This is a genomic window from Marmoricola sp. URHA0025 HA25, assembly GCF_054059435.1.
The window spans coordinates 1-24,596 of the sequence record NZ_JBSSCD010000001.1; the positions used below are offsets into that span (position 1 = coordinate 1).

General features: G+C 65.0%; 16 protein-coding genes and 1 pseudogene. 9 read left to right on the forward strand and 8 right to left on the reverse strand.

The annotated features are described in order from the left end of the window. From ACVW00_RS00005 to ACVW00_RS00020, 4 genes and pseudogenes are all read left to right on the forward strand, one after another. A pseudogene (locus ACVW00_RS00005) lies at positions 1-492 on the forward strand (ATP-binding protein); the annotation flags it as partial. A 55-nt stretch (positions 493-547) separates the two neighbouring features. Next, the gene (locus tag ACVW00_RS00010; RefSeq protein ID WP_457108852.1) at positions 548-2,455 is read left to right on the forward strand and encodes an endonuclease/exonuclease/phosphatase family protein; all 1,908 of its coding nucleotides are present in this window, start codon (positions 548-550) and stop codon (positions 2,453-2,455) included. 66 nt (positions 2,456-2,521) lie between these two features. Beyond that, the gene (locus ACVW00_RS00015; protein WP_457108853.1) at positions 2,522-4,654 is read left to right on the forward strand and encodes a type IV secretory system conjugative DNA transfer family protein; all 2,133 of its coding nucleotides are present in this window, start codon (positions 2,522-2,524) and stop codon (positions 4,652-4,654) included. Next, the gene (locus ACVW00_RS00020; protein ID WP_457108854.1) at positions 4,651-5,310 is read left to right on the forward strand and encodes a hypothetical protein; all 660 of its coding nucleotides are present in this window, start codon (positions 4,651-4,653) and stop codon (positions 5,308-5,310) included. The genes ACVW00_RS00015 and ACVW00_RS00020 overlap by 4 nt, the downstream gene beginning before the upstream one ends. Before the next feature lie 338 nt (positions 5,311-5,648). On the opposite strand, the gene ACVW00_RS00025 is transcribed toward ACVW00_RS00020, so the two are convergent. Beyond that, positions 5,649-8,192, reverse strand: coding sequence for a DEAD/DEAH box helicase (locus ACVW00_RS00025; RefSeq protein ID WP_457108855.1), 2,544 nt, complete (start codon positions 8,190-8,192; stop codon positions 5,649-5,651). Next, positions 8,189-10,243 carry a site-specific DNA-methyltransferase gene (locus ACVW00_RS00030; RefSeq protein WP_457108856.1) on the reverse strand — a complete coding sequence of 685 codons (2,055 nt, stop codon included), beginning with the start codon at positions 10,241-10,243 and terminating at the stop codon, positions 8,189-8,191. Before ACVW00_RS00030 ends, ACVW00_RS00025 begins: the two co-directional genes overlap by 4 nt. 911 nt (positions 10,244-11,154) lie before the next feature. Here ACVW00_RS00030 and ACVW00_RS00035 point away from each other — a divergent pair. From ACVW00_RS00035 to ACVW00_RS00055, 5 genes are all read left to right on the forward strand, one after another. Continuing rightward, positions 11,155-12,567: an APC family permease gene (locus ACVW00_RS00035; RefSeq protein ID WP_457108857.1), complete on the forward strand. Its 1,413-nt coding sequence runs from the start codon at positions 11,155-11,157 to the stop codon at positions 12,565-12,567. 29 nt (positions 12,568-12,596) lie between these two features. Then, positions 12,597-13,655: an ABC transporter permease gene (locus ACVW00_RS00040; RefSeq protein WP_457108858.1), complete on the forward strand. Its 1,059-nt coding sequence runs from the start codon at positions 12,597-12,599 to the stop codon at positions 13,653-13,655. Continuing rightward, complete coding sequence (locus ACVW00_RS00045) at positions 13,652-14,416, forward strand: ATP-binding cassette domain-containing protein (RefSeq protein WP_457108859.1); 765 nt, start codon at positions 13,652-13,654, stop codon at positions 14,414-14,416. The genes ACVW00_RS00040 and ACVW00_RS00045 overlap by 4 nt, the downstream gene beginning before the upstream one ends. 143 nt (positions 14,417-14,559) lie before the next feature. After that, entirely contained in the window at positions 14,560-15,564 is a 1,005-nt protein-coding gene (locus tag ACVW00_RS00050; protein WP_457108860.1) for a sugar ABC transporter substrate-binding protein, read from the forward strand. A gap of 143 nt (positions 15,565-15,707) precedes the next feature. Next, positions 15,708-17,393: a CocE/NonD family hydrolase gene (locus ACVW00_RS00055; RefSeq protein WP_457108861.1), complete on the forward strand. Its 1,686-nt coding sequence runs from the start codon at positions 15,708-15,710 to the stop codon at positions 17,391-17,393. Between the two features lie 142 nt (positions 17,394-17,535). Here the strand turns inward: ACVW00_RS00055 and ACVW00_RS00060 are convergent, their stop codons facing one another. The 6 genes from ACVW00_RS00060 to betA form a co-directional block, all read right to left on the reverse strand. After that, positions 17,536-18,387 (reverse strand): IclR family transcriptional regulator, encoded by an 852-nt coding sequence (locus tag ACVW00_RS00060; RefSeq protein WP_457108862.1) that lies wholly within the window; start codon positions 18,385-18,387, stop codon positions 17,536-17,538. Positions 18,388-18,569: 182 nt separating this feature from the next. Further along, complete coding sequence (locus ACVW00_RS00065) at positions 18,570-19,532, reverse strand: sugar kinase (RefSeq protein ID WP_457108863.1); 963 nt, start codon at positions 19,530-19,532, stop codon at positions 18,570-18,572. After that, positions 19,529-20,179, reverse strand: a complete 651-nt coding sequence (locus ACVW00_RS00070) for a bifunctional 4-hydroxy-2-oxoglutarate aldolase/2-dehydro-3-deoxy-phosphogluconate aldolase (RefSeq protein ID WP_457108864.1) — start codon at positions 20,177-20,179, stop codon at positions 19,529-19,531. Before ACVW00_RS00070 ends, ACVW00_RS00065 begins: the two co-directional genes overlap by 4 nt. After that, positions 20,173-21,276: a hypothetical protein gene (locus tag ACVW00_RS00075; protein ID WP_457108865.1), complete on the reverse strand. Its 1,104-nt coding sequence runs from the start codon at positions 21,274-21,276 to the stop codon at positions 20,173-20,175. The genes ACVW00_RS00070 and ACVW00_RS00075 overlap by 7 nt, the downstream gene beginning before the upstream one ends. A gap of 116 nt (positions 21,277-21,392) precedes the next feature. Then, positions 21,393-22,856 (reverse strand): aldehyde dehydrogenase family protein, encoded by a 1,464-nt coding sequence (locus ACVW00_RS00080; protein ID WP_457108866.1) that lies wholly within the window; start codon positions 22,854-22,856, stop codon positions 21,393-21,395. Between the two features lie 40 nt (positions 22,857-22,896). Then, on the reverse strand, positions 22,897-24,588 hold the full coding sequence (gene betA, locus ACVW00_RS00085) for a choline dehydrogenase (RefSeq protein WP_457108867.1): 1,692 nt from the start codon (positions 24,586-24,588) through the stop codon (positions 22,897-22,899). Positions 24,589-24,596: the final 8 nt, after the last annotated feature.

Consider the following 24,596-nt stretch of genomic DNA (forward strand, 5'->3'; position numbering starts at 1 on the left):
TGCTTGAACTCCTGGGGCCGCGGCATGCGTGAGATCGCCGCCCAGGGCGACCTGCGCATCGTCGTACGCGACGAGTCCTGGCTCCAGCTGCGCCTCGGTGTGGAGGCCGTGAAGTCCTTCGACGCCGACCTGCGGCTCTCGCGCGGCGCGGCCGGCCAGGGCGGCGACATCCAGTTCGCCGTCGCCCACAAGCCCTCCGACCTGCTCTCAGCCGGCGACGCCGGCAGCCAGGCCGTCACCATCGCCAAGGACCTCATCGACCTGGCCGACATCAAGATCCTCCATGGCCAGGACCGCAAGGTTGGCGAGGAGCTCGACACGATGCTCGGCCTCGGGCCCAAGGCGCAGAAGCTCGTCACCGGATGGGCCCGCCAAGCCAAAGGCCGCGCGCTGTGGCGCATCGGCGAGACGACCTACAAGGTCCAGACCGTCCTTCACCCCGACGAGAAGCGGATGTTCTACACGAACTCCGCCATCGACGCCGCCGCCTAGAAGTTCGCCGGAATCTCGACGAACGGTCGGCAACGGTGAAGGAACGTCATCGAGGATGAAGAAGGCAGCGCTGGTCGCCACCCCGCTGGCAGTGGTGCTGTTCTTCCCGCTGCTGGTGCTGTTCGCCGTCGCCGGCGTCGGCGGGATCAACCAGGCGGCCGCGTGCACCACCTCGACGACGGGCAGCGGGGGAGGGTCGTTCGGGATCGGCACCCTCAACTGGCGCGGCGCCTCGCACTACAAGAAGAACCCGCACCCCGGCGAGCGGCTCTACTCCGCGCGCGTCCCGAACATGATCGCCAAGATCAACGCCTCCGGCGCCAGCATCATCGGCTTCCAGGAGTTCGAGCCCCCGCAGGCCCAGGCATTTCTCAACACCGTCCGTGGACAGTGGGACATCGTCCGCGGACGCGCGCACGGACAGCCGGACACCCGCGACGCGATCGCCTATCAGCCGGCCAGCTGGAGCGTCGTCGAGACCCGGTACGTCTCCATCAGCTACGGAGGCCCAACGGTGCAGATCCCGCTGGTCCGGTTCAAGTCCACCAGTGGGCTCGGGGACGTCTGGGTGCTCAATACCCACAATCCCGCCGACGTGGTCAATGGCACCGACGCGATGCGCGACTCAGCGGTGAGAGCGGAGGCAACATCGCTGCGGCAGCAGCAGACATCTGATCCCGCGACGTCGCTGTTCCTTACCGGCGACATGAACGACCGGGCCCGCTTCAGACAACTGTTCCTGTCCCTGGCCGGACCCGGTTGGTCGACCGCCAACCCCACCGACAGGCAGATCGACTGGATCATGGGTAGCCCCAGCGTGACCTTTTCCGGCACCGTGGTCGACCAGAGCACCAACGACGGCGCGCACGACTACACCGACCACCCATTCGTGCACACCAGCGCCCAGGTGGCTTCCGCGCTCGCCGCAACCACGCCGACGGGCGGCAACAACCTCGGAGCCAACGCGACCTCGGGCACCGGGGGCACCGAGTCGATCGCACTCGCCAGCGGTAGCACTGGGTCGCTGCACGACGCCGTGGTTGCGGCGGCCGCCGCCTACCAGGCGGGGTTCCGGGGCAACGACCTCTACACGATGGTCTGGATCGCGGGCGGCGAGTCCGGCTACAACACCAAGGCGATCAACAGCTACCTCGAGGCAGGCACCCGGCACTACGTCTACGGACTGTGGCAGATCTCTGATATCCACGCCGGCGTCGCCCCTCCGGGCATCTACGACCCACTCACCAACGCCCGGCGGGCCTTCGCGCTCTATCGCGGCCGCGGTGGTTCCCGGTTGGGAGACGGCGGGCCCCCGCGCCGGTTCGACGACTGGTCGGCACACACCTCGGCCAACGAAGCCAAGTACGGCGACACCGCCCGCAAAGCGATCGCGGCCGTCGCCAGCGGGACCATGCCAGCAGTCGCGACCTGCAACGCCAGCAGCACGCTGCCGGCCGGCATACACGGCAGCGGCAACTTCACGCCCAACACCTCGGTTCCCTACGTCGGCCCGTACTCTCCCGGGGAGCTGGTCGCCCGGATGCAGAAGATCATGGCGCTCAACGGCACGGGCCAGAACCTCGACCCGTTCTTCGGCACCGAGCCGGACGGCAGTTGGTACGACGACTGCCAGCACTTCGTCGCGAACCTCGACGGCCGCTCCTCCAGCGGCTACACCTCAGCGGCCTCCGCGTGGAGTCACTTCCTGGCCATTGGCGCCGCCCACGCGGCAGGCAGCGCCGACGGGATGAGCCCGCCGGCCGGCGCCTGGCTGTATTACGGCGACAACCACGTCGTGGTCTACCTGGGCAACAACCTGGTCGCCGGCACCGACACCTGGGGCAACGGCACCGCCAAGATCGGACCGGCCGCCGACGTCCAGAAGTGGCTGGCCAGCCAGGGCGACTACAAGGGCTGGGTCGTCCCATGGGGCGCCCCGGTGAAGTCGTCGCTCGCCGCGTGAGCACGAGGACCACCCTCGATGCGTTCTGTGGGTGACAGACGACTCCGATTCGAAGGATTCACCGCCATGGCTGCTCGCGAACGGATGCAGGTCGCCCGCCGGCACGATCCGTACCCCTGGACCTGGGAGCCCTTTGCCCTGTGGGCGCTGATGCTCCTGATGGTCCTTCTCCTCGGCATCCAGATCGGCCGCGGCCTGGCCAACTGGTTCGCAGGCGCCGGATTCACCTGGCCCCTGGCCAGCAACGTTGTCACCAGCATCTTCGAGGTCATCGGCGGCGACCCAGCGGCCGGCATCGCCCACCCGCACCAGCTCGCCCACCTGGCCAGCACCAGCCGGTTACACGGCTCGCTGATCGGCACCGAACTCCTCTTCCTGATCGCCTACGGCCTTGCCACGTTCTACGTGCTGCGCGCCTGGGGCCCATGGCGGGTGCTGGGCATGGCCAGCCGCGAGGAGGCCGAGCGGCTCCTGGGCCGCACCCGGCTGTGGAAGGTCGCTGGAGTGGTACGCCCCGACCTGTACGGCAGCAAGCAGTCCGCGGCCCGCCCAACAGGTCGTCTATGGCGACGCCGAGCCCATGCGCGAAGTAGAGAGCAGCCCGCTCGGCCGCGGCCTGTCAAAGCAGTTCCTGCCGAGCGGGGACAGCGACGACATGCCACCGACCATGAGCGTCGAGAAGACCCAGAACACCGAGAAGACGAGGACCTGGCTGTGAGGAAGATCCGTCTCAACCCCACCGACGTCGGCTGGTGCCTCGGTGACGCACACGAGCCCCGCGGCGGTGAGCTGTGGGTGCCGTTCGACCGGACCGCCGGCGTGATCGGGCCCCAGGGATCCGGCAAGACCCTCGACGTCCTCACCCCGGCGCTACTCGACGCGCCCGGAGCCGCGCTGGTCACCCTGACCAAGCCCGAGGACCTGCTGCTCAGCCTGACCGAACGCTCCCGCGACGACCGGCCCTGCGTCGTCCTCGACCCCTTCGGCCTGGCTGAGGGCGTCGTCGATGAGGTCGTGTGGGACCCGATCGACGGCTGCGTCTCCTCGAAGATCGCGGAGCGCCGGGCCAAGGCTTTCGCCGCCGGCACCGTCACAGGCGCCATGACCGAAGGGTCCGGCGATGACGCTGCCCGGTTTTACGCCGAGGAGTCCGCCAAGGTCCTCAAGTGCTACTTTCACGCCGCCGCGCTCACCGGCCGCAACCTCGACGACGTCCTGGCCTGGGTCGCCAACCCCACCGGCACCACCGAACCCGAGGAGACCCTTTCCCAGCACCCGCACGCCGCGAAGTTCTGGAACGGCCTGCTCCACCGCGCGCTCCACGGCGACGACCGCACCGCGGGCAACACCATCACCACCATGCAGCAGGCGATGGCGCTCTTCTTCCAGGAAGAGACCCGACGTCGCTGCGTGCCGAGCCTAGACCGGCCGGTCACCAATCTTCTCGATGTCGTACGCCGCAGCGGCACCATCTACCTGCTCGGCCGCGAAGACCCCTACGCGTCGGCCTCGCCGATGATGACCGCGGTCGCCGAGCAGGTCCTCGACACCGGGCTGCTGCTGGCCAACCAGTCCCCATACGGCGGCCGACTGTGCCCGCCGCTGCTCGCGGTTCTCGACGAGATGCCCTCCACCGCGCCGCTGCCCACCTTGCGCACCCGGATGGCCAACGAACGGGCGCTCGGACTCTCCTTCATCTGGGCCGCCCAGGTGCGCGCCCAACTCGACGCGATCTTCGGTGAGAAGGAAGCCGAGGCCGTCATCGGGCTGACCAACGTGCTCACCATCTTCGGCGGCTCCAAGGACGGCAACTTCAACCAGCAGATCTCCGAGCTGCTCGATACCGTCCGCGTCCACCGCACCAGTTGGCAGTCCGGCGCCATGGCCGGCCGCACCATCTCCGGGGACGACATCCCGATCCTCACCTCCGGAGAGATCCGCCGTCTCCCCGAGGGCCAGGCCCTCGTCATCGCCGAGAACGGCAAGCCAATCATCGCCAAGCTCAACCGCTGCATCGAAGGCCACCGCGGCCGCCAACTGCTCGCAGACCAAAAGCGACTCCGAAACCAACTCAACGAGTCCCAGCGCCTCATCGTGACCCCCGAGGCCGCCGCCGAAGCCGCTCTCGTCGAGGCTCGGCGCCGCGGGCTCACCCCTGACATCCATGTCGACGACCACATGGAGAGGACTTACCGATGACGATCAGCCCCGAGCGCGTCTCCTACGAGCTCATGGTGCTTCCCTTCCCCACCCCGGGTCTGAGGGTCGCGTTGGCGTACAAGGAACTCAACATCGCGATCAACGGCACGGACGACGAGAAGAAGGCCCTCGGCCCGATCTTCAACCTCCCCAAGCCCTGGGATCCCGAGACCTGCCAGGACCCCGAGCTGCGAAACGAGGTGTGGGCCTGGCTCGAGGACGTAGTCACCTGGCTCAACCACGAATACTGCTGGGACGTCGCCCCGCTGATCCCCAGCTGCTGGCCGCTACACCCGCACATCGTTCACGAGGTCGCTGTCGTCGCCGACCAGCGCCGCCGCACGATGTTCGGCGTCACCAGCGACCCGCTCGAGGAATGGCACCGCTACGTCCTGCCCTCCTTCATCGACCGGATGCGCGGCCGCCTCAAGGACCACTGCGGCGACGGACACAAGGGCTGGCCCTCCCGTGGCCGCTACACCCGGCACATCTCCGAGGAGTCCCTCGACGAGCGCGAGAACGCATACGCCGTCGACCTCGACGCCCTCAGCAACCTCCCACGTCCCGCGCGGGCGGGGCGGAACAGCGTCACCCCGAAGCGGCTCAGCATCGTCGACACCACGTCCGGCGAGATTCTCGGCGACGTCGAGAACTGACCATCTGAAGGAAGGTGAGCGCGGTGGAGAAGCCAGTTGAGGGTGAGCATGCGGCGCCGGTGACACGACTTCGAGAGCCGTACGTGGGCGGCGAGGGCATCGACGGTTACTACCGGTCGGCCCAGATCGACCGCGAAGAGGCTGACTGCCTCGATCTTCACGACCCGCTACGCCGAGGCCCTCGCCTCGGCCGAGAGGTGGGAGCAGCAGGCCGGCAGATCGGCGGCGCATTGCGCCGGCCCGAGGCCGAGCGTCGAGGACTGATGGGGTGAACCTCGCGCCTGGGCAGGGCATGGGTCGCTGAAGTGGCGGCTGTACCCGCTGGCCAGGGCGGAACCTCAGTAGGCCATGCCCTCGCTCGTGAACAGGGCCTCCATGAGGTCCTTGTTCGTCGCCGCAGCGACCTTCTCGGCGATACCCGGGGCCGTTAGGTCGAGCGCACGCAGATCGCCGTGCGCGTCGCGGATCACTGCGAGAACTCGACGGACACGGTCGGGATGGTCGGCGGCGTACTTGGCCAAGGCTGCCCACTTGGGGGCCGCGTCGACCAGGTCGTGACGGTGCGGATCGATGATGTCGAGCACGTACTCGCCGGCGCCGTCGTCGTGCCAGAAAAGGAAGTCCGGGTGCATGAGCAACGTCTTCTCCCCGAACTCGTAGGGGACCGCGAGCGCGTAGCGACCCGAGGACGGGTTGCGGTACCAGCCGACGAGAGTGGCCGCCGCGACCTCGAGTTCGAGGACCTCGGCCTCCCAAGCTGACTTCGACGTGTCAGCCGGGAACTCGCCGGCTCCCTTGGCGCCGACCGGGATCACGTACAGGTGCTTGGGATACGTCTTGATCGCCACAGTTGTCGCGCCAACGATCCTCTCGGACGCCGCGGCGTACGTCTGTCGGGCCTCCACTGTCGTCGGGTGCATGGGGGAGGAACCCAAATACCACAGCGGCTCGATAAGGTCTCGGGTCGCGCGAGGCATGCGGGAGACCGCGGATGCGTGGGCGTCGCGCCATGCCTTGATCTGCTCGGTGGCCTGTCGCTCGATGATGTCCTTGAACCCGAGGCCTGCCATGGCAGCCAGGCGTATGCCGGCGTCGATCTCGTCGTACCCCCGGTCGCACAGGTCGTTGAAATACCAGGCCGCCGCCCCATCTGGAAGAAGGCGCTGCGCACGGGTGTAGTAGCCGTCGAGGTCTCGTTCGACAGTGGGGGAGTCGGTGGTGCTCGTCGACGTTGTGATCTCAGGACCAAGGCCAACCGTGAGGGTGCCGACCGTGAGAGCGAGCGTGTCGGTGACCTTGGCGTCGATCTCGTCCTGCTGCTGGGAGTCGGCGGCGCGCATCTGGTTGACGATCCACGCTCGGGCCTTCGTCGAGGCGTTGGCGACCAGGCCGTGCTCGTTGAGTGTGGCTGCTAGGCGCATCAGCTGCGCTGTGCGCGTCGAGAAGGCGGCCTTGAGGCGCATGTAGGACGGGAGCGTGTCGAGCAGCTCGAAGAGCTCGGCCGGCACATCGCTCGAGCGTTGGCACACCACCGGCGCGATCACGACCTCCATCTCGACTGTCTCGTCCTCGGTCAGTGCCTTGACGACGCGGATGACGTGCTCGGTCTTGAAGCCGGGCAGGTAGGCCACGACCTCGTTGAGCCGGTCGTCTCCGGCGTCGACGCGCTGCGCGAGAGGGGTGCGGACCAGACGACCAATCAACTGAGCGATCTCGGTGAACGAGTCCTTGCCCTGAAAGGACACCAACACCTCGGCACGAGGACAGTCCCAGCCCGTGGTGAGGGCGGACTTGAACAGCACGACGCGCGCACGGTCGTCGCCCGCGATGGCCTCGGGGGGCAGGTAACGGACCGTCTTGTCACCGACCTTGAGCGGGCCGTGGGGGTCGCCGAAGGCGTGCGCGATCGCGTAGTCGCTCAGCTCGGGCCACCTGGACTCGATCACGGCGAGCATCTCGCCCAGCCGGGATTCAGTGACCTTGGGTGGCACCTGGACGACCAGAAGCGGGTCGACCAGCCTGTCCCCACTGGCCTCGTGGTGGCTCGCCCACGCCATCATGGAGTCCTTCAGATCGTCAACGGCAAGGGCGAGCATGGTGTTGTCTGCGGTCTGGTCCTCGGCAATGTTGCGCAGCAGGATCCGGTCCTTCAACAGGCCGGACTGGCGTACGTCGCCGGCGGGGACTTCGACCAGGCGCATCGTGCGGCCCGACGCGCTCATCGCCGCCTGGAACTTCTCCGGCGTGGCCGAGATCCCGAGCACGATCGGTGCAGCAGGCTGCTGGGTACCGATGTTGGTGGTACCGCCGTTGACGATGGTGCCAGCGATCGTCTTGCGATCCGTCGAGGTCGTGCCGGCGCCGCGGTGCGCTTCGTCCCAGACGACCACGAAGTCGCCGCCTCGCTCACGGGCGGTGTTGGCGATCATCTCCCATGCGCCGTAGGTGCGCTTGTCGGAGCGGGTGCCGTCCGCGCGGACCGCGTGCAGATTGGAGTTGCGCTGCAATGCCTGGATGTGGACGAAGTAGATGAACCCGGGCTCCAGGGTGCGCTCGTCGGTGTCGACGAGGAACCGGATGCGGTTGGCGTCGAGTCGGCCGCCCGAGGCCTGGAGGATCTTGTTGATGGTCTGTCTGTTCAGCGCGGGGTCGTCGGTCAGCCAGAGCACGGTCAGGTTCGGATCGGCCTCTCGTGTGGCGGTGCCGAAGTAGAGCCCCTCAAGGACTGCCGTGGCGATCACGGTCTTGCCTGCACCGGTGGGCGCTGTCAGACCGACCGCAGTGCGCTCGCCGTCCTCGCGGTAGTCCCGTCGTGCGCGAGCGATGCCAGTCAGGACTCCCTCGGTCGCGGCGACCTGGTAGTCCTCGAGGGTGAACCTCATCGAGCACCCCCGAGCACGTTGATCGTGTAGTTGGCCAGGTACGACTCGTAGAGCCTCACGGCGTCGACCCCAACCGGGAGCCGTTCGGCGGCCGCCTGGAACTCGGTGGGCGAGTCCGTGATGATGAAGACGACTCGCGGCGTCCGCTCGGCTTGAGTTGCCTCGCTAACTGAGGCGGCGAACGGTGCCACCGCGTCAACGGTGAAGAGGATCCCGTAGTGATCGGTGAGCGCCCACCCGGCCGCGGGTTCCTCGGTGATGCGCTCGCCGATCGCGCCGCCCTCGAGCCAGAGGAGCGGGGCGATCGCCTCAAACTCGCGGCCGCGTCGCACCATGCCCGGGTCTAGGTAGCTCATCCGGAGGAACTCAACGTTCGCGGAGAGGCCGTCGGAGTACGGCGACCCGTCAGGCCGCTTGCCGGTGACAACCGTCGATACCCGCGGCCGGGTGACGTACTCGAAGACGCCCATGGCCTCCCACTCGGGATCGCCTGGGTGGTGGCCGGTTCTTTGGAGCTCGCGCGCCTGCTTGGCTCCGACCTCATTGTTCGTGACGAGGATCGACTGCCGGGTCCCGCCGTCCTCGGCATTGAGTCGGAGCACAGCCTCGGTAGTGCTTCCCGAACCGCCGAAAAAATCCACAACCACGGCATCGCGAGGAGCGACGGCGCCGAACCAGCGCGCCAGGACCTCGTGGTCCTTGGGATAGGGGAAGCGGCGGTCGCCGAGAATCTGCTCGAGCCTCTTGGAACCAGGCATCCGAGGCATGGTGAACGTGGGATAGGGGACCTGGTCGGCTTGATCGATCAGAAGACGCTTCAGCCGCGGTGATGTGGTCTCATCAGGTCCGAACAGGATCCGATCGTCGGCGAGACGCTCGGCCATCGCTGAGGCGTCGAAGCGCCAACCGTTCTGCGGCATCTTGACTGCGCGGCCGGTGACTGGGTGGACGACGTCGTACTTGAGGTTCTCTCGCGGATTGGGGCTGCTGAGGTCGCCCGCTTGGAAGACGCGACCGTGCGCGTCGATCTGGTCGTAGCGAAAGACTGCCGGTTCGAGCTGGCCGCGAAGTGCTCGGAGCGCTGATCGATAAAGCCTCGTCGCCTCGGCCGGGTCGTGGTTCGACTCCTCCCACGCCCTAAAGGCCGCGTCGAGGGCGACATCGAGACCAGGCTTGACCATCCGCCACCTAATCTCGTTCTCGGCCAACGAGGGCTCGTCCTTGGCGTAGGCAAGCATGTAGTCGATTCCACCCGCGGTGTAGCGAGCGTCATTCTTCCCGCTGCCCTGCCAGATGATGTTGGCGAGGAAGTTCTGGTCACCGAAGACCTGATCCATCAGGATCTTGAGGCGCGCCTGCTCCCCGTCGTCGATCGCCACGACGATGACGCCGGTGGGCTTGAGCAGGTCACGTGCGATGAGCAGGCGGCGCTCGATGAATGAGAGCCATTTCGAGGACTTCGCTCGGTCCTGATCTGCGACGTAGCGGTCGTTGTAGATCCAGCCTTCGTTGCCGGTGTTGTACGGCGGGTCGATGTAGATCAGGTCTACCTTGCCGTAGTGGGTCGAGCGGAGCGCCTGGAGGACGTGGAAGTTCTCGCCGTTGATGACGGTGTGCCACGGGGCATCGTCGGCGCCATTGGGAATCCGGTCGACGGAGACCAGGCCGGGGAAGACTGGCTCGCCGAACTCGCGGACCACGACCACGTCGGTGACCGGGTATTCGCCGGCGTCGTCGCCCAGGATCGCGGTCTGACGGGTGTGGTCGGTGAACCCGACAACACGCCAGGTCTCGGGGGACGACTCGTCTCGCAGGGTGACCTTGACGCCCTTGCGGATGGGGTGGTCTGCGAGGCGTACGGACTCGGGCAGGTGACGGTCGAAGACCAGCCCGAACCGCCGAGAGCCGCGCAGCAGTTCGACCTCGCGGGCGATGCGCTGACGAAGAGTCGCATCCTCGATCCTGGCGATTGCCTCATCCAGGATGGTCTCTTCTGCCACCGGTCGTCTGCTCCTCTTGTTCGCATGCGCGTAAGCGACATCCTGCCGCAACGGTTACCGCCGGCAGGGAATACGTGGAAAGTGGGGAGGCCGGTCGAGCAAACGGGCGTGCGGGTCAGACGCTGTGTAGGGCCGATGGCATCACCTCCAGTTAGTTGGCCTGCGTCGGCCTTGGTTGAGGTTGGCGTAGGGGAGCGCCCCAGTGCGAGCCCGGAAGGCTGCGATCAGTTCGGCCTCTACGTCGCCGGGATCCCGTTGGGTTCGAGCCAGGCCACGAGCAGCTGGTCGGCGTCGGCAAGCTGCCGGCGACGTCTCCGCTCCAGAGAGCGGTGAGGTACTTCAGTTCGACCGCGGTGTGCCTGCCAAGGTCGGGCCGGGCGAGCAGTAGGTCCAGTCGCGCGTTCGACTCTGGGTGGGTCTCCAGTCGCACCTCGAGCTTCGGGTCGAGTTGGTGGGCTTCCCACGCGAACGCGTGCTGCACGTCGGCCTCGGAGTGGAACACCGGGCGCCGTGCGGCGAGGATCGCCAGGACCACGTCGACGGGCACGGTGCCGGCGAGTTCAGTCACGGACTCATGCTCGCTGGTCGCCCGTCGTCGTAGGGACGGATGCAGTAGGCGGCTATGTCGGCTCATTCACAACTGGGACGAAAGAGATCGTTCCGATCCGCGATTGCCGCAGCAGCACAGGAAGGCTGGGCCCACGGACACGTGAACGCATGGTCCGACGGCAGACAGGCCGGAGCGGAGAGCGCGTACACGACTGGAACATTGACGCAGCCATGCACCCGGCGTAGTGTTCCCTGTCACAGAGTAATGTTCTCTCCACGAGAACAATGGGCAGTCGGCAAGACGAGCGAGGGAACGACCAATGGCAGTTGGACAGACCGAAACGCGTACACCTGGGTCCCCTGAAGGAAAGCCGAGCCTTCAGACGGGCGTCCTCACCCTGACGGACGTTCTGATGCAGGCAGTGACGCACATCGGACCCGCGACAGGGGTCGCGACCACGGTCGCATTCGTCACGTCTCTGGTGGGAGTTGTTGCGCCGATCGTGTATTTCGCCGGGTTCCTTGTGGTGCTGACTGTTGGTGTCGGTGTGACGGAATTGGCGAAGAACTTCCCATCGGCAGGCGGCTACTTCACGTACGTCAGTCGCACGATCCATGCCCGAGCTGGACTGCTAACGGCGTGGATCTCGTTCTTGGTCTGGCCGCTCGCCGGGACGATCAGTTTGGGATACCTCGGATATATCGTGTCGGCGTTCTTCGAGAGCAACTATGACGTCGCGGTCCCATGGTGGGCGATCTTCCTCGTCGCAGCGGGAATCGTGACTGCCTTTCTGATGCGGGGGGCGAAGGTCTCTGCGCGCGCAATGGTGACCCTTGGCTGCCTCGAAATTGGGATTGTGTTGGCGATCGCAATTGGCGGTCTGATCAATCCGGGACCCGGCGGAACAAATTTGAGTTCTTTCAATCCGGCTAACGCCTCTTCTGGCCACGGATTGTATCTGGCCATCGTGTTCACGATTTTGGCCTTCTCTGGGTTCGAGTCCGTGGCCCCACTTGCCGAGGAGAGCGTCAACCCACGACGGAACCTGCCGATTGCGGTTATCGGGTCCATCTTTGCTATGGGAGCCTTCTACGTCATCGCGAGTTGGGGCATCGTAACGGCATTCGGGGTCGACAGCGTGCATGCCTTGGCAGCGACGGAGGAGAACCCGCTTCTCCAGGTAGCGTCGAGCCTGGTCGGTGGGGCCCAATGGATCGCTCTGTTTGCGATTATCAACTCTGGTCTGGCGGTCGCCATCGCGGCTGCAAACGCCTCCACGCGCATGTTCTTCGCAATGGGGCGGTCGGGAGTCATGCCTTCAGCCTTGGCCGCAGTTAGTGCGAGGCGCCGCACGCCTATCAACGCGATCCGGCTGCAGGCCACCATCACCGTGCTGTATGGACTCGGAGTGGGTCTTTGGATCGGCCCAGATCAAGAGCTTTACATGACTGGTGTCGTGATCACGCTTGGACTGATCTTCGTGTACAGCGCTGGCAATGTGGGAGTCATTCGATACTTCCTTACCGAGCGCCGATCCCACTTCCGCTTCTTCTTGCACGGAGTTGTCCCGGTGATCTCTACCGCAGCCTTGGTATGGGTCGGCTACAAGTCAGTGGTGCCACTGCCGACGGGACCGGTGGCTTGGTCACCGTTTGTCTTCGCTGCCTGGGTGCTCGTCGGAGTACTTCTCGTATGGCGAATGAGCAGGACGGGACGTGAAGCCTGGCTGGTCCACGCTGGGAAGACCATGTTCGAGACAGATGGGGTCGACGCTTCCGAACCGGAACTTAGTGGCTCCGGCCTGCGGCCGGTGCAGGACCGTTGACAGAGTCAGAGACGACGATGGGCGTAGGCGTGATCTCCGATGCGAGACGAGTGGCGGGCGACGAGTCTGCCGGTGTCTCAAAGAGGGGCAACCGAGGCCTTGGCCTGGCACTTGCCCTTCGTGTACTGGCGGCAGGTCCACTAGCGGTCCTCCTTGCTATCTGGGCGGTCTTCGCGGCCCTGACGCCGTACTTCTTCACGCGGGACAACCTCGAGAACGTGCTCGTCCAGTCCAGCGCGGTCGGGTTGCTTGCCCTCGGGTCGATGGTCGTAGTCATCGTCGGAGCGCTCGATGTCTCGCTCGGGGCCGCTGTCGGACTCGGGACGGTCGCCGGAGCCGTGTTCTCTCGGGACCATCCAGGGGTGGCTTGGGCCGTGGTGCCCGTGATCCTGGCGGCGACACTCCTGGTTGGATTCGTCAACTCCACGATCATCGTCGGGCTGCGAATCGGCAACGCATTCATCGTCACGCTGGGGATGCTCTACGTAGTCCAAAGCCTTTCGGCAGTCGGCTCCAGCGGAACCCAAATTCCGTACGTACCCGACTACGTCACGGCTTTGGCCAACGACAAGCTCGCTGGCATCCCAGGGCCGATTGTCCTGGTGGTGGTGTCCGCCGCCGCGCTCTCCCTCTTCTTGAACAGGATCGTCTGGGGTCGGTGGATTGTGTCGATCGGTGGCAGCGCTGATGCGGCGGACAAGGTTGGAATCCCCGTCAGACGAGTCATGTTCAGTGTCTACGTAATCGCAGGCGCATTCTCCGGTTTGGCGGCGGTGTTGATCCTGGGGCGCAATGGTGCGGGTGCCATGGATAGCGGCAACTCGATCCTCCTCGCGATCGCGGCAGTAGTAATCGGCGGCGCGAGTCTGTCGGGCGGACGCGGAAATGCGTGGTTCACCCTCGTTGGAGCCGTCATCCTGGGATCCATCACAAACGGCTTGACCCTGCTCTCAGTCTCACCGAACTGGACACCATTCGCTGTCGGTGCGGTATTGGTCGCAGCTGTGGGTCTTGATCGTTTCCGCAACAACCTCGAGGGCCGCCTTCGCGTCCGGCAGGCACAACTTCAGGCGGAGGCAAAGCCGTGAGTGCAGACCCAGTCCTGAATGTCGTCGGTCTGACGAAGCAATTCGGAACTCACGCGGCGCTTGACAGTGTCAGCTTTTCCGTTGGCGCGAACGAGATTGTGGCCCTACTTGGGGACAATGGTGCAGGAAAGTCGACGCTGGTCAAATGCATCGCTGGCATTTATACCCCCGACTCTGGCCACATTGCTGTTAGGGGCAATCAGGTCGACGGTGGTTCGCCTGCGCACACTCGAGCAAATGGGGTCGGGATCGTTTATCAAGACCTCGCGCTCTTCGACAACCTCTCTGTAGCGGAGAACCTGTTCGCAGGCTCAGAGCTGCGACGACCGACATGGGCAGGAGCACTTGGCGTAGTGCAGCGTAAGGCCATGCTGGCTGAAGCCCGCGCCACGCTGAATCGTCTTGAAGTGCGCGTACCCAACCTGAAGTCGCCCATGGGTCTCCTTTCAGGTGGCCAGCGGCAAGCAATCGCAGTTGCTAAGGGAATCGCCTTCGCGCGAAACCTGGTGGTGCTTGATGAGCCCACGGCCGCTCTCGGCCTCCGTGAGCGGGGGAACGTTCTTCGCTTGGTCAAGCAACTGCCAGCAACCGGGATTTCAGTGATGATTATCAGCCACAACCTCGAAGAGGTAATCGAAGTTGCGGACCGGGCGGTGGTTCTTCGGCAAGGCAGGTTCGTTGGTCAATGCGAGGCAACGAGCGATCGCCACGAAGAGATGGTGTCAATGATCGTCGGCGGCGTAGCGCGGCAGGCTGGTTAAGAGTCCCAGCCGAGCTCAGATTTCGAGCGTCGAAAGATCGCCAGCGCTCGGAGGCGTCGAGAACTGGATAAGAGTCCGCGCGTTTTCAGATTGTGTGTAAGGCCACATATCTGTGGCAGAGAACATGGCCTCTCGAGGGCGCCGTGAAGAGCAGAAGGGTGAAACTTGTGTTTCGAAAGATTGCTCGGCCGTCGGGTCTCTTGATGGCCGCCTGCTTATTGGTCTCCGGTGCGTTCGTTAGCGCGTGCTCATCGAACAGCTCATCTGATTCGCCGGCCGCGGCGGGTGGGAAGAAGCTCCTGATCGTTGCGATGCCAGTGCCGTGCAACTTCATCGAGAGCTTCGCCACCATGTGCGATGGGATGAAGAAGGCTGCCGCGGCGCTACCGGGCGACTACGAGCTGGTGTTCAAGACCGGGAATGACTACTCAGACACAGCAGCGTTTAACAGTCTCATCGAGACCAGCCTGCAACTGAAACCTGCCGGGATGATTGTGATGCCGACTGGGCCGTCGGCGCAGACCGCGGCGGTGAACAAGGCCTGCGACCAAGGTGTGAAGGTCATCGTGATCGACACACCTGCCGAGGGGATCAAGTGTCAGTCGGCGATCGTCGGCGCCGACCACCACAAGCTCGGGGCCATCATGGGAGATTGGCTCGGCAATCATGCGCCTTCGAGTAAGCAGGTAGGGATTGTCTCGTTCGCGCCTGGCGTCGACGCCTCTATGGACGCGCGGGTTGCCGGATTCAAGGAGGCTGCGGAGGCGGCCGGCTTCGACGTCGTCGCCACGGCTTCAACCGACCTGTCTCTTGAGAAGTCTAGGACGCAGACGACGAACCTGCTCACCGCTCATCCAGGCCTTGGTGCCGTGTTCGCCGCCAATGGACCCATCGGTCAAGGTGCGAGCCAAGCTGTCCACAGCACAAATACCGTGCTTCTTACGCTTGATCTCGACTCGAGGCTCGCTGACTTGATCCGCTCTGGTCGAGTTGCCGCGGTGGGAGACCAAGGTACGGCCGCGGAGGGCAGCGAGGCCGTTGACGCAATGGCAAAGCTCCTACAGAGAAAGCAGATCAGCTCGACGATTAACACGCCTCTGACTGTCGTGGACAAGGACAACGTCGACACCTTCACCAGCGGCGGGTAGTTTGCTTGGTCCTCGTTGAAAGCGCACGAGGCTGAGCAACGGCCCATGGGGTCACTCGATTGATTGTGCAGAGGGTGACCCCATGAGCCGACTTGGATACGAAGTGCCCCTTGGATTGCGACTTGATTGGCAGTGAAGATTTAATGGTCAGCAGTGCTGAGCGATCGCCGAGCGAGGTCGTGGTCGCAATCGATGTCGACGTGCCGATGCGGGACGGGATCCTCCTCCGAGCCAACCTGTACTCTCCTGCGCATGGCGTCCCCGGGCGTGGGCTTCTGGTCCGAACCCCCTACGGGAAGGACGACCTCGAGCAGCAGACGTGGGCGGGATTCAATGCAGTCGCGCTGGCCGCACGGGGATACGTCGTCGCCATTCAAGATGTGCGCGGACGGTTCCGCTCCGAGGGGGAGTGGAGTCCCTACGAATTTGAGGCGACCGACGGGTACGACACCATCGAATGGCTGGCCGGACGCCCCGAGTGCGACGGGACAGTGGGTATGCTTTCCGCCAGTTACTGTGGCTTTGCGCAACTCGCGGCCGCGGTGGAGCTGCCCCCGTCGCTAGCGGCTATTGCTCCAGGTGCAGCGTGGTCTGACCCGATGGACGGGTTGTTTGCACGCGGTGGCTGCCTCGAACTCGGCCTGGCCTATCGGTGGGCGTTGGAGAACGGTTACGCAGCGATAGCGCGCCGAGAGGAATTGACGCCGGTCGAACGCAGAGATCTCGAAAACGAGCTGTCGCGGCAGATGGTACGGGCTGACGTCGACGCGTACTGGCGCCTGCCGGCCCACTCCTCAGATCTGCTCGACGAACTAGGCGTTGGCGACCTTGGCGCCCTTAACGCAGTTCGGACGGGAACCTTGCCCAGGGGGTTGCGTCCGCGACTGGATACCGTCGGTGAGCTACCCGCGTTTCTGTGGACCGGGTGGTATGACGAATTCCAGCAAGGAGCGATCGACAATTTTCACGCTCTTAAGGACCAAGGCCCTTGCCGTCTAACCATAGGCCCGTGGACGCACCTCACCTTCGGGGATCCCATTGGTGAACTCCACTTCGGAGCACATGCGAATCGAGAGAGTTGTGGACCGAACGGCGAGAGCCTGATCGACCAGTATCTGGAATGGTCGAGCCCCCGCCCCCACGGTTTCTCCGAAACTGATCAGCCTGTTCACGTTTTCGCAATGGGCGTTAATGAATGGCGCTGCGAGACAACTTGGCCACCTGAAGATGTCCGCGACGTGGCCTGGCAACTCTCGCCTAACGATCTACTTCTCTCGGGCACGTCGACGGATGCGAGCATCGCAGACTTCGTCTCCGATCCCGGCTCTCCCGTCCCTACGGTGGGAGGGAACGGCGTAGCGACCACGCATTTCGCCATAGGTCCAGTCTCCCAGCGAGCCATAGAGGACCGTTCTGACGTGCTCGTCTTCTCTTCGCCGCCCCTCGAGGACGACTTGGAGGTTTGTGGCCGAGTCACCGTGAGGCTCACGGCGCGCGCCGATGTCGTCTCAGCAGACTGGGTCGCTCGGCTTTGCAACGTCTACCCGGACGGGAGTTCGATCAATCTCTGCGACGGAGTCGTTCGGGCGGTCCACGAGCCCGGGGCATGGCGCGAAATAGAGGTCGATCTGTGGAATACCTACGTAGTGTTTAAGGCTGGTCACCGATTGCGCGTGCATGTCACGGGTTCGAACTTTCCTCGGTGGGACCGCAACCTGCACACGGGCGACCAAGGCGAGGATGACTATGTGGTGGCCACGCAAGAACTCCTGGTCGGAGGGTCCGGTCTGAGCACGATTGTCCTTCCTGTCCGAGATCTTCGCCGATAACCGAGTAGGCGAAGGTTCCGCCAAGAGGAGTGCGGTCAAGCGTCGACGGGCCCACTGGTACCCGATGCCGATCGACGTTCGACGAACCGGAACGGCAGACGAAACCCTCGCCAGTCCTGCCTCCGACCGGCTGACAGTGTTGTCAGGCGTGCGCGCCGAGATGTGACTCAAGCTTCTCCGCCGTGACCCGCATATCCGCGAGCACGCTGTCGCGAACCGTCTGATCCTCCAGGCGCAGCGCAGGTGCTGCGATCGAAAGCGCCGCGACGACGTGGCCGGTGTAGTCGCGCACCGGAACGCCGATACTCGAGAGGTCGGCCTCGCGCTCCTGGATACAGAGCGCGTATCCCTGCTCGGCTACCTGCTTCAGTTCCATACGCAGGCGGTCGGGATCAGTGATTGTCTTGGCCGTGTACGCCGGCAGGCCACTGGCGAGCACTTCCTCGACGAACTCTGGTAGCTCGTGGGCAAGCAGCACCTTCCCAGACGCGGTCGCATGCAACGGGTTCTGACGCCCAGGTGACGCCACCATACGGAGAGGCCTGTCGCTCTCGACCCGATCAACGTACGTGACACCGTTTCGGTCGCGTATCCCCAGCAGCACCGACTCCCGGGTGGACAGCGCCAACTCCTCAAGGAGCGGACGCGTGGCGACGGGGCTCAGCTCGCTGGCACCCGAAACGAGGGTGCCCATCTCGTGGAGCCTCCATCCGAGTCGATAGCGCGAAGATCCCGGATCTCGGCGGACGAAGCGCGTGCCTTCGAAGGTGCCGAGGATGTTGTAGACCGCGGTCTTGCTGAGGCCAACTTCGCGACTGAGTTCGCTTACGCCCATCTCCCCGTGCACGGCGAGCGCCTCCAAGACTTCGACCGCGTGCACAAGCGCTTGGACGGGACGGATCTCTCGTCCCTGGATACCAGCCACCACTCGATCCACCTTCCGTGCAACGTCGCCAACGGCCACCCTGACGGTGGCGGCTTCGTTCTTCGCCACAAACAGGGGGTCTGTGCTACCGAACGCTACACGTTGCGGGATGGTAATCCCAGCGCCTCGCGGACCGGCCGCTACAAGAGGCGGCCACAGGATGAAGGGCGATCGCAAACCCAAAGAGGATCGCACGGTCGATAGCCGCCGTTTCGTCAGGGCAGCGCCCCGTGCCCAAATCGGCCGTATCACTAGCGCAAGACAGGTTCCTCGGAGTCCAACAGCTCGAGCTCGTCGCGGTGCGGCAGTCCCTCCCAGTCGCCGACTGTAAGGCAGGCAAGGGCGCCGGCCACGACCGCAGTGCGCAGACGCCGGGCCATCGGCTCGTTCCGCAGTCGAGAGGCCAGATACCCCGCTACAAAGGCGTCTCCCGCTCCCACTGTATCGATTGGATGGACCGGAACGGCCGGGATGGTTGTCGAGCGTCCCTCGGCGCACGCGAGCGCTCCGCTCGCCCCTCGTTTGATGACCACCTCTTTCGGCCCGTACTCGGCCAGCGCGTGTGCTAGCGACTCCGGGTTCCGGTCGCCGACCACGATGCTCGCCTCGTCCTCGCCTCCGAACACGATGTCTACTTGTGGAAGCAGTCGTTGGTAGACGACGTTCGCGTGCTCAGGCGACCACAGTCGCGAGCGGTAGTTCAGATCCAGCGAGATCAATACACCTGCATCACTCGCGACATGAACGGCGTGCTCGACGGCTTCTGACGCCGATGCGGACAGCGCCGGCGTTATGCCCGTGACGTGCAGGAGCACTGCAGTTGTGAGGATGTCGGCTGGGACATCATCCGGTGCGAGCCCTGAGCCCGCGCTCCCGCGGCGGTAATAGGTGACGCTTGCGAACTGGTCGGAGCGCCGTGCCTTGACCATCAGACCAGTGGGCCGTGCCGGGTCTCGATGGACGAGGGTTGTAACGCCTTCCGCGGCTAGTTCTCGCTCGATGATGTGGCCCACGATGTCGTCGCCGACTCGACCGATCCAGGCGCATGGGATGCCGAGGCGTCGCAGGCCGATGGCGACGTTGCTTTCGGAGCCACCAAAGGACAAGCGCATCGACGAACCGCGCATCATCGGTCCGGGATTTTCTGAGGAGACCAGGCCCATGGTTTCGCCTAGGGTGACGACCTGCGGCTGCGGCTGTTCGGAGTGACTCATGGACCGGCCGCCTTCATCGCTGTGGTGCGCGCCGATAGTGCCAGGCGTTCGATGTCTTCGAAACGTCCCTTTGCGATCGAGTCAGCGGGGAACATCCAACTGCCGCTGACAGCAGACACCGTGGGAAGGGCGAGGTATTGGCTTGCTGTCGTCTCGTCGATGCCGCCGCTGGGCATGAACCGTAGGTGCGGGAACGGTGCCGACAATGCGCTCACGAACGCCGGTCCGCCGGTGAGGTCTGCCGGGAAGATCTTCAGGAGTGTGAGTCCCAGGCGAGCAGCTGCCTGGGCCTCGGTGGCTGTCGCCACGCCCGGGATTGGTAGCAAACCGCGCTTGAGTGCCCTCGCCACGACTTCTGCGTCAAGGCCGGGGCTGACCACGAATTGGGCGCCAGCGTCCGCGACCGCGTCGACCTGACGAGCGGTTGTTACGGTTCCCGCGCCGGTGATGATGCCGTCGACATCTGACATGGTGGCGATGGCCTGGATGCCGACCGACGTTCGCAGCGTTACCTCCACCACCGAAAGGCCGGCACGGACGAGGGCGTGCGCGACCGGTTCGGCTTCATCAAGGGCATGCGCCGTGTAGACGGGCACGATGCGCGCCGCGGTCAGCTGTTGGATGACCTTGCCGGGGCCGACTAGCACCAAGTGCCCTTTCCGTAGAGGCGATGCACTGCCTCGAGGTAGTAGTAGTCGCCCCACATGACGGACTCGTTCACGCCCAGGTTGTTTCGTTGATGGTAGGTGGCCTGTTGGATCAGGCCGTCCCACTCCTCCGCTTCGGAGGAGAGATAGTCGGGCTCGCTCAGCCGCCGGATGATCTGTCGGCCGCGGTCCGCGTAGGACTCATCCCCGCTCACGCTTGCCAGGTAGGCGAGTCCTGCTGCGGCGACGCTTGCCGCTGAGGCTTCCACCCGGTGCGCCGGCGCGGGCTCGTCCCAGTCGTTGGGCGGCACGAGCTCAGGCGTTCTCGCGATGTAGGTGGCTGCCAACTGACGTGACGTATCCAGGAATCTTGTGTCTTCGGTGCGGGCGTACGCCGCTGCGAAGCCGTAGATGCCCCAGGTTTGGCCGCGTACCCAGGAGGAGTCCGCCCGCCATCCTTGGTGAGTGGCCGCCCGCAGGAACTCACCAGTCTCGGGGTCGAACCAGGCCTCGTGGACCGTCGTGCCGTCTCCGCGCACCAAGTACCGTCGGCTGGTCAAGGCGTGCGCGGTGGCGATCTTGGCGAGAGCCGGGTCGTCGGCGATCGTTGCTGCCTCCCAGATGATGTCGATATTCATCATTACGTCGATGAAGGTGCTGCCGGGATCGACCCACGACGACAGGTAATTTCCACGTTCGTTGAATCGCCTCGCCATGGTGCGGCCCGCGTCGACGAGCACGGCCCGCACCTCCTCGGTGTCCTCGAAACGACGCCAGCGGCCCCAGCTTGGGGTGAAGAGGAACCCAATGTCATGCGTGCCGGCGTCGAAGCGTCGCTCGGCGAGGTCGCGACTGTACTGCTCCGCGTGTCTGCGCCACCACGCCTCCCCGGTGTGCTCAGCCAGGAGCCACAACTGGCCGGCGAGAAATCCGGCGGTCCACATGGGCGCCCAGGCATCGCTGTCGAGGTGCCATTTTCCGTTGACCGTGTACACCGGCACCTTGCCTGGATGTTGTTCGACGAGGCGGCGCAACTTGGCTGCCGCGGTCGCGAACGCGCGCTCGGCGACAGGAGGCTGGCCGGTCTCAATGGTCAATCGTCTGCCCTTCGAATGGTGGTAACCATGGGTTCTTACGCCGTGCGTATTGGCGATGTCGGACCCGGAAAGCCCCTGCTAGCTGGGACTGTGGAATCAGCCGATCAGTCGGGACTTCACTGGAAACTCGGCGCTCGCCTCCCGGACCGGATTACGCAGCTCTTGAGGACGGTGAACTCCTCGAGCCCGGCACGGCCGACTTCGCGGCCGTAGCCGGAGTCCTTCATTCCTCCGAAGGTCATCTGCGGAGCGCTGTCGATGGTGGTGTTCACCCAGACCGTGCCGGAACGGAGCTCACGCTTGAACCGCAGGGCATGGTCGAGGTTCTTCGTCCACACCGAGTTGCCCAGTCCGTAGGTCGTGTCGTTGGCCAAGGTGATGGCCTCGTCGATGCCGCTGAAGCGGGTGGCGCACAGCACCGGTCCGAACACCTCCTCGCGGAAGATCCGCATCTGAGGCGTCACCCGGTCGATGACGGTTGGTTGCACGAAGGTCGCCGGACCGTCGGCGGTTGCACGCTCGCCGCCGGCCACGACGACGCCGCCGTCACAGCGCGCTTCGTCGATGAAGGCCATCACTCGGTTTGCATGGGCGTCGTGGATGAGGGCGCCGATGTGTGCGTCCTCCTGCGGGCCGACGACAAGCTGACGCGTGTGCTCGGCGACCCGCTCGAGAAACTCGTCCGCGATGGCCTCATCGACCAGGAGCCGGGATCCGGCGACGCAACACTCACCGGTGTTGAAGAACGCCGCGAACAGGGCGCCGTCGACCGCGTCGTCGAGATCCGCGTCGGCACAGATGATGTTGGCGCCCTTGCCGCCAAGTTCGAGGGCCACCCGCTTGAGCCGGGTTGCCGCGGTGATCGCGATCTGACGGCCAGTGGCCGTGGATCCGGTGAACGAGACGAAGTCGACGGCGGGGTGTTCGACGATGGCCTGGCCGACGGTTCTCCCGTAGCCGGTGACCACGTTGAGGACCCCAGCGGGCATGCCGGCCTTCTCGGCTAGGCGGGTGATCTCGAGGGTCGAGCCCGAGGTGAACTCCGAGGGCTTGATGATCGAGGTGCACCCCGCGGCCAGGGAGTAGGCGGCCTTCTCGGCATAGCTGAGTGCCGGGAAGTTCCAAGGTGCGATCAGTCCGACCACCCCGACCGGCTCGCGGGCCACCAGGCCGAGGTAGTCGTCGCCGAGGTTGGAGTAGAGGTCGCCCCTGATCTCGTGGGCGAGAGCGGCGGCGTACTCGAAGTGCGCGATCGCGCCGTCGACATCTGCACGAGCCAGTCCGAGGGGCTTTCCCACCTCCTCGGCGTCGATGCGGGCGAGGTGCTCCCTGTTCTCGGCGACGGCGGCCGACAGTGCGAGCAGCAACCTTGATCTTTCGGCGCCGGACCGTGAGCTCCATCGACCGTCGTCGAAGGCTTCTCGGGCAGCGGCGGCGGCGGCGTCGACGTTCGCGGCGTTGCCGTCGGCGAAGGACGCCACGTGCTCGCCGGTGGCTGGGTTGCGTCGCTCGATGAGCTCGGCCGCGGGGGTCTCGACTCCGTTGATGTGATGCCCGTAGGTGCGGACGGAACTGACCACGTCTCTTCCTTCCTGGTTTCGGTGATCCCGCTGTCCGGGCTCAGGCATTTGCTTGCGAGGGACGGTGCCGGGTCTTGTGCCGGTAGTAGCTGTGCCGATCGGGCTCGAGTGGGGTGTTGCCGAGGATGAGGTCGGCGGCCTTCTCTGCGAGCATCATCACCGGGGCGTAGATGTTGCCGTTGGTGATGTAGGGCATCGCGGAGGCGTCGACGACTCGGAGGCCGTCGATGCCCCATACGCGCATGGAGTCCGGGTCGAGCACGGCCATGTCGTCGACGCCCATCTTCGCGGTGCACGAGGGGTGGAGGCCGGTCTCGGCCTCGCGTGCGACCCAGTCGAGGATCTGCTCGTCGGTCTGGACGCTCGGACCCGGAGACAGCTCCCCCGCGTTGAAGGGCTCAAACGCAGGCTGGGTGAGGATCTTCCGGGCGATCCGGATGGACTGCACCCATTCGCGGCGGTCCTGCTCGGTCGACAGGTAGTTGAAGAGCATCGACGGGTGCTCGCGCGGGTCCGGCGACTTGATCTTCAGCGAACCTCGGGCGTCTGAGTACATGGGCCCGATGTGTCCTTGGTAGCCGTGTCCCGGCTGGGCGGTCCCATCCACTCGAATCGCAAGGGGGAGCATGTGGAACATCAGGTTCGGATATTCGACGGTGTCGTCGCTGCAGATGAAGCCGCCGCACTCGAAGTGATTCGTCGCAGCCGGGCCGGTGTGGGTGAAGAGCCACTGCAGGCCGATCTTTGGTCGGTTGCGCAGCTTGAGCGCGGGAGACAGGCTGACGGGTTCCTTGCACGCGTACTGCACATAGGTCTCGAGGTGGTCTTGGAGGTTCTCGCCCACGCCCGGCAGGTGGTGTAACGGCTTCACGCCGACGCTCTTGAGGTGCTCGGCGTCGCCGATGCCGGCGAGTTGCAAGAGCTGCGCGGAGTTGATGGCACCGCCGCAGAGGATGACCTCGGCGGCGCGCGCCGAGCGGTTTCTCCCGTAGCGCCGGTAGTTCACCCCGACTGCTCGTTTGCCCTCCATGGCCAAGCCGGTCACGAAGGCGTTGGTTCGAACGGTGAGATTCGGCCTGTTCATCACCGGGTGCAGGTAGGCGCGTGCGGCGCTGAGTCGACGGCCCTGGTGGATGTTGCGGTCGAAGACCGAGAAGCCTTCCTGCCGGTAGCCGTTGACGTCGTCCGTCAGTGTGTAGCCGGCCTGCTGGGCCGCGGCGAACATGGCGTCGAACAGTGGGTTCTTCGCCGGGCCGCGGTCGATCTTGAGCGGGCCGTCGGTTCCGCGGAGGTCTTGGTCGCCAGTCGAGCCTTCCATGCGCTTGAAGTACGGCAGGCAGTGGGCGAAGTCCCAGTTCTTCATGCCTTCGTCCGCGCCCCACCGTTCGAAGTCGAGGGGGTTGCCGCGTTGATAGTTCATGGCGTTGATGGAGCTGGAGCCGCCGAGCACCTTGCCGCGCGGGTGTGCGATGCGGCGCCCATGCATGTGTGGTTCGGGGTCGGACTGGTACTTCCAGTCGTAGAGGCTCTTGCCGAGGGTGAACTGGAAGGCGCCGGGCATGTGGATGTAGAGGTCCCACGGGTAGTCGGATCTGCCCGCCTCGAGAACCAGTACCCGGGTCGTGGGGTCCTCGGACAGCCGGTTCGCCAAGACGCAGCCCGCTGATCCGCCGCCGACAATGATGAAGTCGTAGTGCTCACTTGACGGCGTCGTGCCGTCTATTCTGCTCATGGTTCGGG

Excerpts from the sequence above, each read along its gene's own strand:
- ACVW00_RS00010 (WP_457108852.1), top strand. The coding sequence starts at position 548 with ATGAAGAAGGCAGCGCTGGTCGCCACCCCGCTGGCAGTGGTGCTGTTC.
- ACVW00_RS00015 (WP_457108853.1), top strand. The coding sequence starts at position 2,522 with ATGGCTGCTCGCGAACGGATGCAGGTCGCCCGCCGGCACGATCCGTAC.
- ACVW00_RS00020 (WP_457108854.1), top strand. The coding sequence starts at position 4,651 with ATGACGATCAGCCCCGAGCGCGTCTCCTACGAGCTCATGGTGCTTCCC.
- ACVW00_RS00025 (WP_457108855.1), bottom strand. The coding sequence starts at position 8,192 with ATGAGGTTCACCCTCGAGGACTACCAGGTCGCCGCGACCGAGGGAGTC.
- ACVW00_RS00035 (WP_457108857.1), top strand. The coding sequence starts at position 11,155 with ATGCAGGCAGTGACGCACATCGGACCCGCGACAGGGGTCGCGACCACG.
- ACVW00_RS00055 (WP_457108861.1), top strand. The coding sequence starts at position 15,708 with ATGGTCAGCAGTGCTGAGCGATCGCCGAGCGAGGTCGTGGTCGCAATC.
- ACVW00_RS00065 (WP_457108863.1), bottom strand. The coding sequence starts at position 19,532 with ATGAGTCACTCCGAACAGCCGCAGCCGCAGGTCGTCACCCTAGGCGAA.
- betA (WP_457108867.1), bottom strand. The coding sequence starts at position 24,588 with ATGAGCAGAATAGACGGCACGACGCCGTCAAGTGAGCACTACGACTTC.